Below are 17053 nucleotides of genomic sequence, written 5' to 3'. Positions count from 1 at the left end.
ATAGGTTTTGCCATCGATATTGGTTTAATGCATACCCCCTGTAGGAGCTGCCGCAGGCTGCGATCTTTTGATCTTGGTGTTTGTTTTTTAATCCAAATCAAAATCAAGATCAAAAGATCGCAGCCTTCGGCAGCTCCTACGGGGTGTGCGTCAAGTCAGATCACGCCCGGGTGTGCGTCAAGTCAAGTCGACTCAGGAGAGGAACCCGCCATCCACATTCAGCGACACACCCGTGGTGTAGCTGGACGCGTCGCTCGCCAGATAAAGCACCGCCCCGGCCATTTCACTGGGGTCTGCTACGCGCTTGAGCGGGATCTGCTGCAGTGCGGTCTTGAGGATCGCATCGTTTTTCACCAGTGCCGAAGCAAACTTGGTGTCCGTCAGCCCTGGCAGCAGGGCGTTGCAACGGATGCCGAACTGCGCGCATTCCTTGGCAAATACCTTGGTCATGTTGATCACGGCAGCTTTGGTCACCGAGTAGATGCCCTGGAACACACCCGGGGAAATACCGTTGATCGATGCCACGTTGATGATGCTGCCACCGCCGTTCTCGCGCATCAGCTTGCCGGCTTCCACGGACATGAAGAAGTAGCCGCGGATGTTCACGTCGACGGTTTTCTGGAACGCCCCGAGGTCGGTGTCCAGCACGTTGCAGAACTGCGGGTTGGTCGCGGCGTTGTTGACCAGGATATCGAGACGGCCGAACTGTTCCTTGATGCCGGCGAAGACCTGGCTGATCTGTTCCATTTCGCCAATATGACAGGCGATCGCCGTGGCTTTGCCACCTGCAGCGATGATGGCGTCGGCAACGTGCTGGCAGCCTTCGAGTTTGCGGCTCGAAACAATCACATGGGCGCCTTGCTGGGCCAGGAGTTTGGCAATGGCTTCACCAATGCCGCGGCTGGCGCCGGAAACGAAGGCGATTTTGCCATCGAGGTCGAACAACTGAGTCTTGGACATGGAATTCCCTTAATGAAGAGTCTTGTTATTGGGCCAGGGCGGATTCAGAGGCTGGATTTGGCAATGACCTGCAGGCTCATCTGCTCCAGCAGTTTGTTCATGTGAATGAACTGCGCGAAGCGTTTGTCCTGGGTCTGGCCATGGAAGAAGCGGTAGTAGATCTGCTGCACGATGCCGGCCAGGCGGAACAGGCCGTAGGTGTAGTAGAAATCGAAGTTGTCGATCTGCAGGCCGGCACGCTCGGCATAGTAGTCGACGAATTCACGGCGAGTGAGCATGCCGGGAGCATGGCTCGGCTGGCGGCGCATCAGTTGCACCGGCGGCGGGTCGCCGGCTTCTATCCAGTAGGCCAGCGTGTTGCCCAGGTCCATCAGTGGGTCGCCGAGGGTGGTGAGCTCCCAATCGAGCACGCCGATGATCTGCATCGGATTGCCGGGGTCGAGAATCACATTGTCGAAGCGGTAGTCGTTGTGCACGATGCTTGAGGTCGGGTGATCGGCGGGCATCTTGTCATTGAGCCAGGCCTTCACCGCTTCCCACTTGGGTGCATCCGGGGTCAGGGCCTTCTCATAACGATCGCTCCAGCCGCGAATCTGCCGCGCCACATAGCCTTCGGGTTTGCCCAGGTCGCCCAGGCCACAGGCCTGGTAGTCGACCCTGTGCAGCTCGACCAACTTGTCGATGAAGCTCTTGCACAGGGATTCGGTCCTGGCTGAATCCAGTCCCAGCTCCGCAGGCAGCTCGGAGCGCAGGATAATGCCCTTGACCCGCTCCATCACATAGAACTCGGCGCCTATCACCGATTCGTCAGTGCAGTGCACGTAAGCCTTGGGGCAATAGGGAAAACCGTCGCGCAGTTGATTGAGGATGCGAAACTCGCGCCCCATGTCGTGGGCAGACTTGGCCTTGTGACCGAACGGGGGGCGGCGCAGGACGAACTCCTGCCCGGGGTATTCCAGCAGGTAAGTGAGGTTGGAGGCGCCCCCGGGGAACTGGCTGATGGTGGGCAGGCCAGTCAATCCGGGAATATGGGCCTTGAGGTAAGGATCGATCAGGCTGGCATCGAGTTCTTCGCCGCTGCGGATAGGTGTGGATTGGTCAGTAAGCGCCATGCTTATCCCTTCTGCTTATTCTGGAGGCCTGAAACTATTGGCTAATCTAATGCGCACTCCTGGCACCCACAACCACGAACATCCCTTATAGGTGAGCGTGTTGCCGGCCAATCATTGTTTTTGATACACCTGTTTGAATTGTCTCAGAGCACCGCACTGCTCAGATCGCTGGGCAGGTTGACGGGTGTCAGTACCGGTTCTCCGGAAAAGAATGCCACCAGGTTGCGCCCAACCATCTCCACGGTTCCCTGGGTCGCTTCGGGAGACAGTCCGGCGACGTGCGGGGTGAGGATCACGTTGGCCAGGGACTTGAGTGCATCGGGGACCCGGGGCTCGGCGTCGAATACGTCCAGCGCCGCGCCAGCGATCCTGCGTTGCTCAAGCGCGCTGATGAGGTCGGCAGTCACGACCACGCTGGCCCTGGCGATGTTGACGATAAAACCGCTGGGCCCCAGGGCATCGAGCACTTGGCGGTTGATCAGGTGCCGGGTACCCACCCCACCGGGCGTTGCGACGATCAGAAAGTCCGAGGCCCGTGCCAGCTCGGTGGGAGTGGAGCAAAAATCGTAGGGTACATCCTTGCGGTTCTGCCGGTTGTGGTAGCAGATCGTCATGTCGAAGCCATTGGACGCGCGCTTGGCGATGGCCATGCCGACTGCACCAAGGCCGAGGATACCCAGGCGTTTGCCCGCCAGCGACGGGCGCATGATTTTCGGCCACTCGCCCCGGCGCACGGCGGCGTCGCAGCGGGGAATGTCGCGCACCAGCGACAGCAGCATTGCCATGGCATGGTCGGCCACCGAGGACGCATTCACCCCGGCACCGTTGGTGACAGTGATGCCCCGGTCGGCGGCGGCATGCAGGTCGACGTGTTCGTAACCGGCGCCGATCACGCAGATGATCTTGAGGGCGGGCAGGGCGCTGATCTCTTCGGCGTACAAGCCAAGCGGCCCGCGGGTCAGCACTGCGTCGATCCGGTCACCATGACGGCTGATGGCGGCGGCCCGTTCGTTGGGCGTCGGTGCCAGAATCAGGTGAAAGCCCTGGTGTTCAAGAATCGGCAGGTAGTCATTGATGGTTTCGACCAGTACCAGAACGGTTGCGGGCATTGCGCGACTCCTGTGATCGGCGACTAGGTGGACAGCGCAAATGGGTCAAAAATGCTGATTCCCTGACAGTTTGGCAATCGTTGTCATTTACGCAGTAGTGCTTTGATTCTGGACGGGTTCACGCAAGAAGCAAGGTCGGCGGCACACCGGCTATCTACCGTGCGACCTCTCCCTGTTTACGGATGGCCTGAACCCATGACCGGACGACCGATACCCGACGCATCCCACAACGTCATGATTTGCGTCACCGCACGATCTATCTGTTCGAGGGGGACACCGTCCCGGGCAAGTACCGAAATTCCCAACAGAAAGCTGTCGAACACGGTGGCCAATGCATCGGGCGCCACAGTCGCCGCCAGCTCCCCGGCCGCAACAGCTCGTTCGATACAAGCCACGATGCCGGCCCGGTTGGTGGCACGTGCCTGCGCGAGTGGTTGAGATATGATTTTGCTCTCATCCGTGCAGGCACTCAAAAGGCCCAGCGCCACCAGGCACCCTTTGGGGTGGTCGGGTTCACACTGCATTTTCGCTGAGCGCCGCAGCGTGAGTTCGATCGACTCCCTCGGGGGGAGCGAGGTATCGAACAGGCTATCGGTCACCCGGCCGTGGGTGTTCAGATAATGTTCCATCACTTCATTGAACAGCGCCTGCTTTGAGCCGAATGCAGCATAGAAGCTGGGTGCGGTGATGCCGCCGCCGATATTGGCCTTGAGCAGGCTGAGTGACGTTGCGTCATAGCCGTGCTCCCAGAACAAATGCAGCGCCTGAGTAATCGCCACGCCACGGTCAAAGGTGCGCGGACGTCCCATCTGTGCCATGTGAACCTCCTCTCGATGACTTAAATACTAATCGATATATAAGTCGTTGACTAGGTGGCGGGCCACCTCCATAGTGTACCGATCGGTATATATGTGAGGTGGCAAATGACTATAGATGAGCGACACAGCGAAAAGCTTCCGCTTGGGGCTTTACTTGCACTGGCCATGACGGGTTTCATTTGCATTGTCACCGAGACCTTGCCAGCGGGCTTGCTGCCCGAAATTGGCAGTGGCCTGGGTGTCTCTGCGTCTCTGGCCGGACAGATGGTGACTGTCTATGCATTGGGGTCGTTGCTGGCGGCGATCCCGCTGACCATCGCCACGCAAAGCTGGCGCCGCAGAACGGTACTGTTGGTGACCATTGTCGGCTTCCTGGTATTCAACTCCCTCACGGCGCTGTCTTCCGATTACTGGTTGACGCTGATTGCACGGTTTTTCGCCGGGGTTTCAGCCGGGCTGGCCTGGAGCCTCATCGCGGGCTATGCACGGCGCATGGTGTCCCCTCATTTACAGGGGCGCGCATTGGCGGTGGCGATGGTGGGTACGCCCATCGCGCTGTCGTTGGGTGTGCCGATGGGAACCTGGCTGGGTGGACTCATGGGCTGGCGCCTGGCCTTTGGATTGATGTCCGGCATGACCCTGATATTGATCGTTTGGGTGCTGATCAAAGTGCCGGATTACCCAGGTCAATCTTCCTCACAGCGCATGCCCTTACGGCAGGTGTTTTTCACCCCGGGCGTGCGCTCGGTATTGGCGGTTGTCTTCACCTGGATGCTGGCCCACAACATTCTTTACACCTATGTCGCACCCTTCGTTTCCAAGGCTGGGCTGAACAGCAACGTCGATTTGGTCCTGCTCACATTTGGTGTCGCGGCGCTGGCCAGCATCTGGCTCACGGGCCGACTGGTTGACCGGCACCTGCGAACAGCCGTGCTGGCCAGCCTTGCAGCATTCGCAGCGGTGTCGATTTTCCTCGGCATGTTCTCAGGCTTCGCCGCGGCCATTTACGTGGGAGTCTTCATTTGGGGGCTGACCTTCGGAGGCGCGGCCACCTTGCTGCAAACGGCACTTGCCGACGCCGCAGGCAAGGGCTCTGACGTTGCGCTCTCCATGAACGTAGTGGTCTGGAACAGCGCCATCGCCGGCGGTGGACTGCTGGGTGGTGTGTTACTCGGCCAATGGGGAACCCGTGCATTTCCCGGCGTGTTGCTGGCACTGCTATTGATCAGCCTGGCCATTGCATTTCGGGCACGGGCACATGGTTTTCCCCAAGGTCAACGGCAAAACACCCAGGCGGTCCACGGTCATTGACCGGGGGATAGCACGCCTTCGAACGGTCGTAATTTTCATCGGGCGGCATACCTGAAAGCGACAGATCAGCCAGCTGATAACGACAGTTTTTGTGCTGATAACGACAAGTCGACGATCTGCCAGGCACAACCATTCCTCAGCTAAGTCTTTGCTTCTGCTCAGTTATCGCGGAGAATCGCGCCCCTGTTTCGGCCGGAGCATGTCTGTCGGTTTTTTCCGACGCGTCCTGACCGAGTGGCAAGTGACCGGAATGCGGAGATCCGACCGGATGAATGATCAGGCCAATAGCGTCGACGAACGCTATGTAGCGACGAAACCCACCAGCCTCGAAGGCTGGAATCGCCATGACACCACCTGGATGTTGGGGCTGTTTGGCACGGCCATCGGCGCCGGCACGCTGTTCCTGCCGATCAACGCGGGGCTGGGCGGTTTCTGGCCGCTGCTGATTCTGGCGCTGTTGGCGTTCCCCATGACCTTCTACGCGCACCGTGGCCTGACCCGGTTCGTATTGTCCGGGCGCGAAGGGGCCGACATTACCGAAGTGGTTGAAGAACATTTCGGCATCAAGGCCGGCGCGCTGATCACCTTGCTGTACTTCTTCGCGATCTTTCCGATCCTGCTGATCTATAGCGTGGCACTGACCAACACCGTGGGCAGTTTCCTTGAGCATCAACTGCACATCATGCCGCCACCGCGCGCGGTATTGTCGCTGGTGCTGATTCTGGGCCTGCTGGCGGTGGTGCGTTGCGGCGAACAGGTGATCGTCAAGGCCATGAGCCTGATGGTCTATCCGTTCATTGTTGCGCTGCTGTTCCTGGCGGTGTTCCTGATTCCCCACTGGAACGGTGGCATCCTCGCTACTGCCACCACAGTGCCGGCGCCTTCGGCGTTACTGCATACGCTGTGGCTGGCGATTCCGGTGATGGTGTTCTCATTCAACCACTCGCCGATCATCTCGGCCTTCGCGGTGGATCAGAAGCGTCGCTACGGTGAACATGCCGAAGAGCGCAGCTCGCAGATCCTGTCCCGCGCCCACGCTTTGATGGTGGTGATGGTGCTGTTCTTCGTCTTCAGTTGCGTGCTGACACTGTCACCGGCGCAACTGGCGGAAGCCAAGGCGCAGAACCTGTCGATCCTGTCGTACCTGGCCAACCATTTCAGCAACCCGACCATTGCCTTTGCGGCGCCACTGATTGCCTTCGTGGCCATTTCCAAGTCGTTCCTGGGGCACTACATCGGCGCCAGTGAAGGGCTCAAGGGGCTGATCGTCAAGAGCGGCAAGCGTCCGGCAGCCAAGACCCTGGACCGCATGACGGCAGCCTTCATGCTGGTGGTGTGCTGGATTGTGGCGACGTTGAACCCGAGCATCCTGGGGATGATTGAAACCCTGGGCGGACCGATCATTGCGGCGATTCTGTTCCTGATGCCGATGTACGCGATTCGCAAGGTACCGGCCATGGCGCGTTATCGCGGGCAGGCTTCGAACGTGTTCGTGACGGCGGTGGGGCTGGTGGCGATTTCGGCGCTGATCTATTCGCTTTCTGCCTGATGGTTTTTGTGTTGCGTTGAGTCCGCTATCGCTGGCAAGCCAGGCTCCCACAGGTTCAGCGTAGATCCTGTGGGAGACTGGCTTGCCAGCGATGAACGATAACGCGGTGTTCCAGAAGGCATAAAAAAAACGCCGCTCATCTCACGATGGGCGGCGTTTTTTATTGCGTTGTAACCTTAGGCTTGAACGACCGGGATGTTGGCGTTCGCTGCAGCTTCACGGAACTCGGCGATCTGGTCGAAGGACAGGTAGCGGTAGACATCAGCCGCCATGCTGTCGATCTTGCCAGCGTATTCCATGTACTCCTCGACGGTCGGCAGGCGACCCAGGATGGAAGCCACCGACGCCAGCTCAGCCGAAGCCAGGTAGACGTTTGCGCCGTCGCCCAGACGGTTCGGGAAGTTACGGGTCGAAGTCGACACTACGGTCGAATTCGGCTCTACACGTGCCTGGTTACCCATGCACAGCGAGCAGCCCGGCATTTCCATGCGTGCGCCAGCCTTGCCGTAGATACCGTAGTAGCCTTCCTCGGTCAGTTGGTGAGCGTCCATCTTGGTCGGCGGCGACAGCCACAGACGGGTTGGCAGCTGACCCTTGACCTGCTCCAGCAACTTGCCCGCAGCGCGGAAGTGGCCAATGTTGGTCATGCACGAACCGATGAACACTTCGTCGATCTTCTCACCAGCAACGCTGGACAGCAGGCGGGCGTCGTCCGGATCGTTCGGCGCGCAGAGCACAGGCTCCTTGATGTCGGCCAGGTCGATTTCGATGATTTCAGCGTATTCGGCGTCAGCATCGGCAACCATCAGCTCAGGGTTGGCAACCCAGGCTTCCATCGCTTGGGCACGACGTTCCAGGGTACGCGCATCGCCGTAGCCTTCGCCGATCATCCAGCGCAGCAGGGTGATGTTGGAGTTCAGGTACTCGGTGATCGACTCTTTCGACAGCTTGATGGTGCAACCGGCAGCCGAACGTTCGGCCGAGGCGTCGGACAGCTCGAAAGCCTGCTCGATGCTCAGGTCGTCCAGGCCTTCGATTTCCAGGATGCGGCCGGAGAAGGCGTTCTTCTTGCCTTTCTTTTCAACGGTCAGCAGGCCAGCCTGGATCGCGAAGTAAGGAATGGCGTGAACCAGGTCACGCAGGGTGACGCCCGGTTGCATTTTGCCCTTGAAACGCACCAGGATCGATTCCGGCATGTCCAGTGGCATGACGCCAGTGGCTGCGGCGAACGCTACCAGGCCGGAACCGGCCGGGAACGAAATGCCCATTGGGAAACGGGTGTGCGAGTCACCACCGGTACCGACGGTGTCCGGCAGCAGCATGCGGTTCAGCCAGCTGTGGATGATGCCGTCGCCCGGACGCAGGGAAACGCCGCCGCGGGTCATGATGAAGTCTGGCAGGGTGTGGTGGGTGGTCACGTCGATCGGCTTTGGATAGGCCGCGGTGTGGCAGAAGGACTGCATCACCAGATCTGTCGAGAAGCCCAGGCACGCCAGGTCTTTGAGTTCGTCACGGGTCATTGGACCGGTGGTGTCCTGGGAACCGACGGTGGTCATCTTCGGTTCGCAGTAGGTACCAGGACGAACGCCTTTGCCTTCTGGCAGGCCGCAGGCCTTGCCGACCATTTTCTGTGCCAGGGTGAAGCCTTTGCCGGTATCGACAGGGGCTTCTGGCAGCTTGAACAGGTCGGTTGGACCCAGGCCCAGTTCGGCACGGGCCTTGTCGGTCAGGCCGCGACCGATGATCAGCGGGATACGGCCGCCGGCGCGAACTTCGTCCAACAGTACCGGAGTCTTCATTTCGAAGGTGGTCAGGACTTCGTCAGTGCCGTGTTTGCAGACTTTGCCAGCATGCGGGTACAGGTCGATCACGTCGCCCATGTGCATGTTGGTGACGTCGAATTCGATCGGCAGGGCGCCGGCATCTTCCATGGTGTTGTAGAAGATCGGAGCGATCTTGCTGCCGAAGCAGAAACCGCCAGCACGCTTGTTCGGGACGTAAGGCACGTCGTCGCCGAAGAACCACAGCACCGAGTTGGTGGCGGATTTACGCGACGAACCGGTACCGACCACGTCACCGACGTAGGCGATAGGGAAGCCTTGACCGCGCATTTCTTCGATCTGCTTCATCGGGCCGGTCTTGCCTTGCTCGTCCGGCACGATGCCTTCGCGAGCCATTTTCAGCATGGCCAGGGCGTGCAGCGGGATGTCCGGGCGGGACCAGGCGTCTGGAGCAGGGGACAGGTCGTCGGTGTTGGTTTCGCCGGTGACCTTGAACACGCGCAGGCTGATCTTGTCGGCCAGGGTCGGACGGTTGCTGAACCACTCGCCGTCAGCCCAGGACTGGATCACGCTTTTGGCGTGTTCGTTACCGTTGCGGGCTTTTTCAGCGACATCGTGGAACGCATCGAACATCAGCAGGGTGTGCTTGAGCTGAGCGGCTGCCACAGGGGCCAGTTCGGCGCTGTCGAGCAGGTCAACCAGGGTCACGATGTTGTAGCCGCCCTGCATGGTGCCGAGCAGTTCAACAGCGCGCTTCTTGTCGATCAGGGGGGAAGTTGCTTCGCCTTTGGCGAGGGCAGACAGGAAACCGGCCTTTACATAGGCTGCTTCGTCCACGCCTGGCGGAATGCGATTGGTGATCAGGTCAACGAGGAAAGCTTCTTCGCCAGCCGGGGGATTCTTCAGCAGCTCGACCAGGCCTGCTGTTTGTTCGGCGTTGAGCGGCTGGGGAACGATACCCAGTGCTGCACGCTCTTCGATATGTTTGCGGTAGGCTTCAAGCACAGTTATTACCCTCATCAGTGGTCCCAAATGGGTGTCCGGGACGCTCATCCCGAAATTGCCGTACTCATGCGCTGCGCGGCGTTGTGGGCCGCTTAGCCAGAATTACCGACAATTCCTTACAGAAGCTGCTTTCAAAGTTTTACGCCTGCAGAACGGGGAGCTGATGAGGGTTGGCGTTGGGCTTTTCCCCGCTGGAAAAACCCTTCGCCAACACCGCTCTGAAGGAACGACTGTGCTCGTGACGCTTTGAAAACAGCTTCTAACGGACATTGGCGCCTTAAAAGGCTGGCTGATTCTACGGCAAAAAAAAATTAAAGGTAAGTGAGGGTCTATTGGACTTTGGTGGCGAGTCGCGTTGTGCGCCTACGTGTGCGAGGCAAGGCGCGGGATGCCGCTAATGGTTGTTCCCTTGGCAAATCCCGCAACGCAGCTTCGCGCACGTAGGCGCGCAACGCGGCCGGTGCCAAAGTCCAATAGACCCTCCGCCCCTCAAGATTGAGGGGTGATCAATGTTAGACAAAGGGCTAACATGCCGACCTGTCCTGCTCTCCCGTGTTCTCCTTACCTATGCCCAATCAGACCATCAAGACCCCTTGCGTCGGCCTCTGCTCCACTGTTTACGGTGACCTGGTGTGCCGTGGCTGCAAGCGTTTCCATCACGAAGTGATCAACTGGAATGGTTACAACGAGGAGGAGAAGCGCGCGGTGTGGCTGCGTCTGGAGCAGCTGTTGTCCCAGGTCATGGCCAGCAAGCTGGAGATTTTCGACCCCCAGCGCCTGCGGCTGCAGCTGGAACAGCGCAAGATTCGCTTCGTGCCGCATCAGTCGGAATATTGCTGGGCCTATCAGCTGATTGCCCGGGGGGCGCGGGTGATCAACAACCTCGAGGCCTACGGCATGGTGCTGATGCCGGAATTTCGCGACTGGAACCTGCCGGAGCTGCGCGATGCGATTGATCGGGAGTTCTTTTTGCTGTCGGAGGCGCACTACCAGCGCTATATCGCTCCTGGCTTCCTGAAAGACGCCTTCGGCGGCTGACTTTAAAGTCAAAAGATCGCAGCGCCCACAGGCGCGTAGGAGCTGCCGAAGGCTGCGATCTTTTGATCTTGCTTTTGCTTTAATGCCGCGCCACCACCTCTTCCAGATGATCCTCGATCTCCTGCGGCTTGAGCACCAGCACATCACTCTCCACCGCATCCAGCACCACCTCTGCGGTATTGCCGATCAACGCCCCCGACAACCCGGACCGCGCCACGGTGCCAATCACTGTCACCACTGCACGCAGCTTGTGCGCCATGAACGGAATCAGCACGTCAGCCGGCCCTTCCTCGATGTGCAAGTGTTGATCGTCGATGTCGAACTCGACCTGGAACGCCCGGCATTGTTCGCGATATCGCGCTTCGATGGTTTCGCTGAGTTGGAAGGTGGGGTCGGCCGACGACAGCATCGGCGACGGATGGGCGCTGATCACGTGCAGGCGGGCCTTGGCCAGGCTGGCGATGTCGTAGCCATGATCGATGATGATGTTGTGCAGGTGCCGGTGCTCCAGGTCGGTATTGCCGACATCGATGGCCGCCAGAACCACCCCGTCCTTCCACGGTTGGGCAGTTTTCACCAGCAGCACCGGGCACGGGCAGTGCCGCAACAGTTTCCAGTCCGCCGGCGTGAGCAGGGCTTTTTTCAGCGGGCTGTCGGGGAAGTGCTGCTTGATCACCAGGCCGCAACCTTCAGCCTGCTGCACATCGATGATGGTTTCATGCAGGCTTTCATTCCACGCCTGCTCGGTGGTGACGCTGTAGCCATCCGCCAACAGCGCCGCCTTGAGCACGCCGAGCATGCCGCCATGGTCGTGCTTGCGGTCGCACACCAGCAGATGCAGATGCGCCTGGGTCACGCCGGCAATCAGTTTTGCGCGTTTGAGCGCGAGGCTTTCCGAGTGTTCGGGCTCGATGACCACCAGGATGCTGCGGATGGCTTGCATGATCGGGTTCTCCGGGAGATGGAAAAATGCTGCGTTGGACAACTATAGTTGCTGGCCACGCATCCGGGACTTGATGCATATCAACGGTAAGCGACTGGTGGTCTGGCGGCAGGCCGGTATAATCGGCGCCCTTCGTTTTGTACCTTTCTTTGCGTGAGCCCCATGATCCTTCCCGAAATTCACGAGTTCCTCGGCTGCCGCACACCCGACGGCTGGGTTCAAGCCGCGCTGGCGGATCAGGAAACCCTGCTGATCGACCACAAGAACTGCGAATTCAAGGCTGCCAGCACGGCGTTGAGCCTGATCGCCAAGTATCACTCCCACGTCGACCTGATCAACCTTATGTCGCGCCTGGCCCGGGAAGAGCTGGTGCACCATGAACAGGTCATGCGGTTGATGAAGAAGCGCAAGATCGAGCTGCGCCAACTGTCGGCCGGGCGTTACGCCTCGGGCCTGCGCAAGGTGGTGCGTAGCCATGAGCCGGTAAAACTGGTGGATACCCTGGTGGTCGGCGCGTTCATCGAAGCCCGCAGTTGTGAGCGTTTTGAAGCCCTGGTGCCACATCTGGACGAAGAATTGGGCAAGTTCTATTTCGGCCTGCTCAAAAGCGAGGCTCGGCATTTCCAGGGTTATTTGAAACTGGCTTACCAGTATGGGGATGCGAAAGATGTTGCCCAGGTGATCGACCGGGTGCGTGCGGCTGAGCAGGAGCTGATCGAATCACCGGACGTGGAATTCCGTTTCCACAGCGGCATCCCGACCGCCGCATAACCCCCGCAGGAGCGAGGCACACTTCACCGACAGCGGGTGCCAGGCAGTTGACTGAAAAATGCGACGCCAGCACGTTTGCTGCGGCCGCTTAAGATCAACAGATCGCAGCCTTCGGCAGCTCCTAGGGGGCGTTTGCCAGTTACACGGCATCCCGCGGATCAGGCGAAACCGCCACGCAAACGCAATGTTGATAAATAAACCCGGCCTATTTGCCGGGTACCCGCCACAAGTACCAGCAAGCCACTGTCCGATAAGGTTTCCAGTCCAGCCCGATCTCGATCATCTGCCGGCGAGTAGGCTGCACCTCCAAACCCTTCAACCGCCGATACCCCTCACGCACCCCGAAGTCATCCGCCGGCAGAATATCCGAGCGCTCAAGGCCGTAGATCAGCAGCATCTCCACGGTCCAGCGGCCAACCCCGCGCAGGGTGATCAAGCGCTCGATCAGCGCTTCATCGTCCATCACCCGCGCGGTGTTGTAATCGGGCACCACGCCACTCACCGCCGCTTCGGCGATGCCCTGAATGGTCGCTATCTTGCTTGCCGAAAAACCGCAGCTGCGCAGCGCGTCAAAATCAGTCGCGATGATCTGCTCCGGGCGCGGAAAATTTCCTGGGGGGAACAACGCCAGTAAACGCCCGATGATCGCGTCGCCGGCACTGGCATGCAGTTGTTGGTAGGCAATCGAGCGCACCAGGGATTCATAGGGATCCCGTGTTGGGTGTGGCTTGTGCAGGCAAGGACCAACGGTGGCTATGTGTCGGCGCCAGTCATCATCGATGCCGGCCAGAAACTCGCTGGCAGCCGACCACGCGTCGGGCAGGGCGCTCATGCTTCTTCGCGCGCCATGCCCGGCAGGCTCAACTGGCTGAGCTGCAGTGCCGCGTTCTCCAGGCGCAGCAGGAATGCCTTGCGCGGCTGGCCGCCGCCGTAGCCAGTCAACGAGCCATCGGCGCCGATCACCCGGTGGCAAGGGACGACGATGGAGACCCGGTTGTGCCCGTTGGCCAGGCCGACGGCGCGGCTGGCGCCGGGCTTGCCGAGAATCGCGGCAATGGCGCCATAGGTACTGGTCTGGCCGTAGGGGATTTTCACCAGCTCGGCCCACACTTGCCTGGAAAATTCGCTGCCTGGCAGATGCAGCGCGACCCTGAATTCGCAGAGCTTGCCCGCAAAGTATTGCGCCAGTTCGTCTTCGATCTGGCGCAAATGGGCGTTATGCCCGGGCGCTATCACGTAGCCATAGCGGTTTTGCAGCGCTTCAAGCTCCCGGGTCAGTGCCGGTCGGTCAAGAAACTCAAGCATCACCAGCCCGCGCCGCTCCGCCATGGCGATCATCGGCCCCAGGGGCGTGGTCAGGCGGGTGAAGAGCAGGGGCTCACTGTCGGCTGCTTTGCCTGGGGTGATGTGGAATGACTTTTGAAACGCGTCGCGAAAACCGCTCAGGGATTCATATCCCGAATCGAACGCCGCGTGGTCGATGGACTCACCCTGGCGAATGCCGCCCAGCGCCATGCCCAATCTGCGGGTGCGTAGCCACGCGTGGAAGGTCATGCCGAAATGTTGTTTGAACCAGCGCCGAAGCTTCAACGGCTCGATGCCCTCGGCCAGCAGTTGCGCATCGGACCATTGTCGCTCCGGGGTGGCGTCTACCGCGCCCAGTAGCCTTTGCACCCAGTCCGGGGCAATGGCCGCAGCGTCCAGTGGCTTGCAGCGCAGGCAGGCACGATAGCCCGCCGACAGGCATTCATCGGCATGGGCGAAGAACTCGACATTCTCCGGTTTCGGTTTGCGCGCCGTGCAGCTGGGACGGCAAAAGATGCCGGTGGTCTTGACCGCGGTAAAGAACACCCCCTCGTAGGCGGTGTCACGTTCAAGCATGGCGCGGACCATCTCGTTGCGGGGCGGTAAGGAAGCGTTTTGTAGGTTCATGGCGTGAGCATAGGGGGCGTCGCGCCGGGGCTCCACCGGTAAATCGACAAAGAATTCGCCCGGAGCGTCAGGAGTGCTCCCGGCGGCAGGTGCGTGCGCCTGCCCAGGGGTGTTTTGTTCAATACTCGGGGCTGGCAATTTCTTAGTCTGGGGGCCAATTCAACCGAGTGAAGAGGTTTGCGATGAGTTTGATTGTTTCCATGGCCGCGTTTGCGCTGGTGGCTTCGATCACCCCCGGGCCGGTGAATATTGTGGCCTTGAGTTCCGGCGCGCAGTTTGGCCTGCGCGCCAGCCAACGGCATGTTCTGGGCGCCACGTTGGGTTTCGTGGTGTTACTGGTGTTGATGGGGCTGGGGTTGCATGAAGTGTTGCAGCGCTGGCCGGCGCTGACGCAGGTGGTGCGACTGGCGGGTGTGGCATTCCTGCTGTTCATGGCCTGGAAACTGGCGGCCGACGATGGCCAGGTCGATACTGCGAGGTCGACCCGCGCGCCCTCGATGCTGTATGGCGCGATCATGCAGTGGCTCAACCCGAAAGCCTGGCTGGCCTGCGTGGCGGGCATGGGCGCGTTTGTCGCTGACGGTGAGGCACGGCTGGTCTGGCAATTTGCGGCGGTGTACCTGGTGATCTGTTATCTGTCGGTTGGGTGCTGGGCCTACGCCGGGACTTTTTTGCGCGGGTATCTGAACAACCCGCGGGGGATGCGCCTGTTCAATCGGGCGATGGCGGCCTTGCTGGTGATGAGTGCGGGTTATCTGCTGTTGCCTTGATATTGGCCGGGCGTAGCGGCGAGGTGGTGTTTGAACGCACGCTGAAAATGCGCCTGATCGGAAAATCCCGCTTCAAGCGCCACATCGGCAATCAACTTGCCGCTGCGCAGACGGTCCTGGGCAAACTGGATGCGGCGATTGATCAGGAAGGCGTGGGGCGTCATCCCATAATGTTGTTTGAACGCGCGGATCAGATACGACGGCGATAACTGGGCGGCCGCGCATATGTCTTCAAGCTTGAGCAGCCGAGTGCAGTGGTCGCGAATGAAATCCGCTGCACGTTCCAGCTTGAAGTTGGGCTCGCGCAGCGCTTGCCCGGCCGGGTTCAGCCGCAGCTGCAGGTCGCTGAAAAACTCCACCAGGACGCTGTGTTTGTGCAGGTGGTCCTGCTGCGGATCGATCAGCGCCTCATACACCCCGACCAGTCCCTCAAACAGGCTGGCATCGCGCACGTGCGTAAGGGAAAAGCGGCGAAACGCCAGGTCGGAGCTGAAGCCCAGTTGGTGCTGCAGATCGGTAAGCCAGGCCGTGTCGACATAAAACATCAGGTACGACCAGGGCTCATCGTCGATGGGATTGCAGGCGTGCACGTCGCCAGGGTTCATCAGCACGACGGTGCCGGCGCTGACTTGCGACTGCGCTTGATCGTGGAGATAGGTACTGCGTCCAGCCGTGATCGCACCGATGGAAAAATGCTCGTGGGAATGGCGCGTGTAACACACCTCTCGACCGTCGGCGATGGAACGCGCTTCGATAAAGGGCAGGGCATCATCGCGCCAGAATAGCGGACGCTGATCTTCATTCCTGGCAACCGCGCGCTTCATGTTCGAATCCTTGGCAGGTGAGTCGTTGAGTGTAATGGCTCCGGCGGCCAAAGGCTCGGTCTGGCGAATATGTCTGGCATAGTCATTCGGACAACTTGTGGAGTCAAATCGACCTCAGTAAACGATTGTCATTATGACTTGATGCGCTCCATCTCATTGATTTTCAAGGCGCAGGAAGCTGGCACGAGACTTGATATACCTCTCGTACCCGAACAACGTCAGGAGTACCGGAAAATGTTTAGCTTCTTCAGCCATCCCCAGAATGTCCTGCTCCTGTCCAGCCGCATCCTCGGAGCCGGCCTGGCCCTGCTCGTGGCCGGCGTCTACGGCGCCTATTTGTACGGAGGACATTTGCCTATCCCCGCTTTGGTGTCGTTTCACGCCATGACCATCATCGGGCCCACCCTGCTGAAGATAGGCTACGTGATGCGCCTGTTAGCCCAGCATCATTTGGGGCAGCGCCTCACAGGGGTAAGCGCTTGATGCGCACCCCTGGCTCGGGCCATTGCACACTGGCTGGCTACTCTAATGGCATGACCGGTGGTCGATGAACCGGTCTCGCCCGCTATTTTGCGCTTAGCTGTAGGGATAACTCGAGGCGTGCGTGGGCATTGATCGGCCACAGCGACGCTCCTTCAGAACACCGTGAGTCTGAGGAAACCCGCAATGCTGACGCTTAACATCAATGGCAAGGACCAGGCTCTGGATGTCCCTGCGGACATGCCGCTACTGTGGGTGCTGCGCGATGTCGCGCACCTGACTGGAACCAAATTTGGCTGTGGCATGGCGCAATGCGGGGCCTGCACCGTGCACGTCGACGGCGCGCCGCTGCGATCCTGCATCACGCCCGCTACAGCCGTGGCCCATGGGCAGAAGATCCTCACGATTGAAGGCCTGTCCGCCGATGGATCTCATCCGGTGCAGCAAGCCTGGGCCGAACTCGACGTGGTCCAGTGCGGCTACTGCCAGTCCGGACAGATAATGTCTGCCGCAGCCTTGCTGGCAAAAATCCCCAAGCCCACCGACAGCGATATCGACCAGGCGCTGTCCGGCAATATTTGCCGTTGCGGCACCTATCCGCGTATCCGCGCGGCAGTCAAACGCGCAGCCGACATCGGTTGATTTGCGGG

Annotated in this window: 16 protein-coding genes; 7 read left to right on the top strand and 9 right to left on the bottom strand. The window is 59.9% G+C overall.

Annotated features, from left to right (window positions below):
* Positions 1–192: 192 nt before the first annotated feature.
* The 4 genes from EQV97_RS05240 to EQV97_RS05225 form a co-directional block, all read right to left on the bottom strand.
* Entirely contained in the window at positions 193–960 is a 768-nt protein-coding gene (locus EQV97_RS05240) for an SDR family oxidoreductase (protein ID WP_045061630.1), read from the bottom strand.
* Positions 961–1004: 44 nt separating this feature from the next.
* The gene (locus EQV97_RS05235) at positions 1005–2072 is read right to left on the bottom strand and encodes a phosphotransferase family protein (protein ID WP_240888573.1); all 1068 of its coding nucleotides are present in this window, start codon (positions 2070–2072) and stop codon (positions 1005–1007) included.
* Positions 2073–2215: 143 nt separating this feature from the next.
* Positions 2216–3181: a 2-hydroxyacid dehydrogenase gene (locus EQV97_RS05230; RefSeq protein WP_122839645.1), complete on the bottom strand. Its 966-nt coding sequence runs from the start codon at positions 3179–3181 to the stop codon at positions 2216–2218.
* A gap of 176 nt (positions 3182–3357) precedes the next feature.
* On the bottom strand, positions 3358–3999 hold the full coding sequence (locus EQV97_RS05225) for a TetR/AcrR family transcriptional regulator (RefSeq protein WP_122839646.1): 642 nt from the start codon (positions 3997–3999) through the stop codon (positions 3358–3360).
* 105 nt (positions 4000–4104) lie between these two features.
* Between EQV97_RS05225 and EQV97_RS05220 the strand changes: the two genes are divergently transcribed.
* The gene (locus tag EQV97_RS05220) at positions 4105–5310 is read left to right on the top strand and encodes an MFS transporter (RefSeq protein WP_240888572.1); all 1206 of its coding nucleotides are present in this window, start codon (positions 4105–4107) and stop codon (positions 5308–5310) included.
* A gap of 268 nt (positions 5311–5578) precedes the next feature.
* Positions 5579–6859, top strand: a complete 1281-nt coding sequence (locus EQV97_RS05215) for a serine/threonine transporter (protein ID WP_122839648.1) — start codon at positions 5579–5581, stop codon at positions 6857–6859.
* A 176-nt stretch (positions 6860–7035) separates the two neighbouring features.
* On the opposite strand, the gene acnB is transcribed toward EQV97_RS05215, so the two are convergent.
* On the bottom strand, positions 7036–9645 hold the full coding sequence (acnB, locus tag EQV97_RS05210; protein WP_122839649.1) for a bifunctional aconitate hydratase 2/2-methylisocitrate dehydratase: 2610 nt from the start codon (positions 9643–9645) through the stop codon (positions 7036–7038).
* Between the two features lie 567 nt (positions 9646–10212).
* On the opposite strand from acnB, the gene EQV97_RS05205 reads away from it, so the two are divergent.
* Positions 10213–10683: a DUF1289 domain-containing protein gene (locus tag EQV97_RS05205; protein ID WP_010459705.1), complete on the top strand. Its 471-nt coding sequence runs from the start codon at positions 10213–10215 to the stop codon at positions 10681–10683.
* A 79-nt stretch (positions 10684–10762) separates the two neighbouring features.
* Here the strand turns inward: EQV97_RS05205 and EQV97_RS05200 are convergent, their stop codons facing one another.
* Positions 10763–11626: a universal stress protein gene (locus tag EQV97_RS05200; protein WP_240888571.1), complete on the bottom strand. Its 864-nt coding sequence runs from the start codon at positions 11624–11626 to the stop codon at positions 10763–10765.
* 162 nt (positions 11627–11788) lie between these two features.
* Here EQV97_RS05200 and miaE point away from each other — a divergent pair, with 162 nt between their 5' ends.
* Entirely contained in the window at positions 11789–12397 is a 609-nt protein-coding gene (gene miaE, locus EQV97_RS05195) for a tRNA isopentenyl-2-thiomethyl-A-37 hydroxylase MiaE (RefSeq protein WP_045061624.1), read from the top strand.
* A gap of 205 nt (positions 12398–12602) precedes the next feature.
* Here miaE and EQV97_RS05190 read toward each other — a convergent pair whose 3' ends face one another.
* Together EQV97_RS05190 and EQV97_RS05185 are read right to left on the bottom strand one after the other, a co-directional pair.
* A complete protein-coding gene (locus tag EQV97_RS05190; protein WP_240888681.1) occupies positions 12603–13220 on the bottom strand; it encodes a DNA-3-methyladenine glycosylase in 618 nt (205 codons plus the stop codon).
* A 5-nt stretch (positions 13221–13225) separates the two neighbouring features.
* Complete coding sequence (locus tag EQV97_RS05185; protein ID WP_122839651.1) at positions 13226–14329, bottom strand: bifunctional transcriptional activator/DNA repair protein Ada; 1104 nt, start codon at positions 14327–14329, stop codon at positions 13226–13228.
* 182 nt (positions 14330–14511) lie between these two features.
* Between EQV97_RS05185 and EQV97_RS05180 the strand changes: the two genes are divergently transcribed.
* Positions 14512–15099 (top strand): LysE family translocator, encoded by a 588-nt coding sequence (locus tag EQV97_RS05180; protein ID WP_240888570.1) that lies wholly within the window; start codon positions 14512–14514, stop codon positions 15097–15099.
* Here EQV97_RS05180 and EQV97_RS05175 read toward each other — a convergent pair.
* The gene (locus EQV97_RS05175; RefSeq protein WP_240888569.1) at positions 15081–15923 is read right to left on the bottom strand and encodes an AraC family transcriptional regulator; all 843 of its coding nucleotides are present in this window, start codon (positions 15921–15923) and stop codon (positions 15081–15083) included. The genes EQV97_RS05180 and EQV97_RS05175 overlap by 19 nt on opposite strands.
* A 234-nt stretch (positions 15924–16157) precedes the next feature.
* On the opposite strand from EQV97_RS05175, the gene EQV97_RS05170 reads away from it, so the two are divergent.
* Both EQV97_RS05170 and EQV97_RS05165 read left to right on the top strand, forming a co-directional pair.
* Positions 16158–16406, top strand: coding sequence for a transmembrane sensor/regulator PpyR (locus EQV97_RS05170; protein ID WP_240888568.1), 249 nt, complete (start codon positions 16158–16160; stop codon positions 16404–16406).
* A 183-nt stretch (positions 16407–16589) separates the two neighbouring features.
* On the top strand, positions 16590–17045 hold the full coding sequence (locus EQV97_RS05165) for a (2Fe-2S)-binding protein (protein ID WP_045061614.1): 456 nt from the start codon (positions 16590–16592) through the stop codon (positions 17043–17045).
* Positions 17046–17053 lie beyond the last annotated feature (8 nt).

The sequence above is a fragment of the Pseudomonas sp. TMW22090 genome, assembly GCF_022496665.1.
Taxonomy (GTDB): Bacteria; Pseudomonadota; Gammaproteobacteria; order Pseudomonadales; family Pseudomonadaceae; genus Aquipseudomonas; species Aquipseudomonas gregormendelii.
The sequence above is the reverse complement of the archived record's forward strand: the minus strand, read 5'-3'. Positions and strand labels throughout refer to the sequence as shown.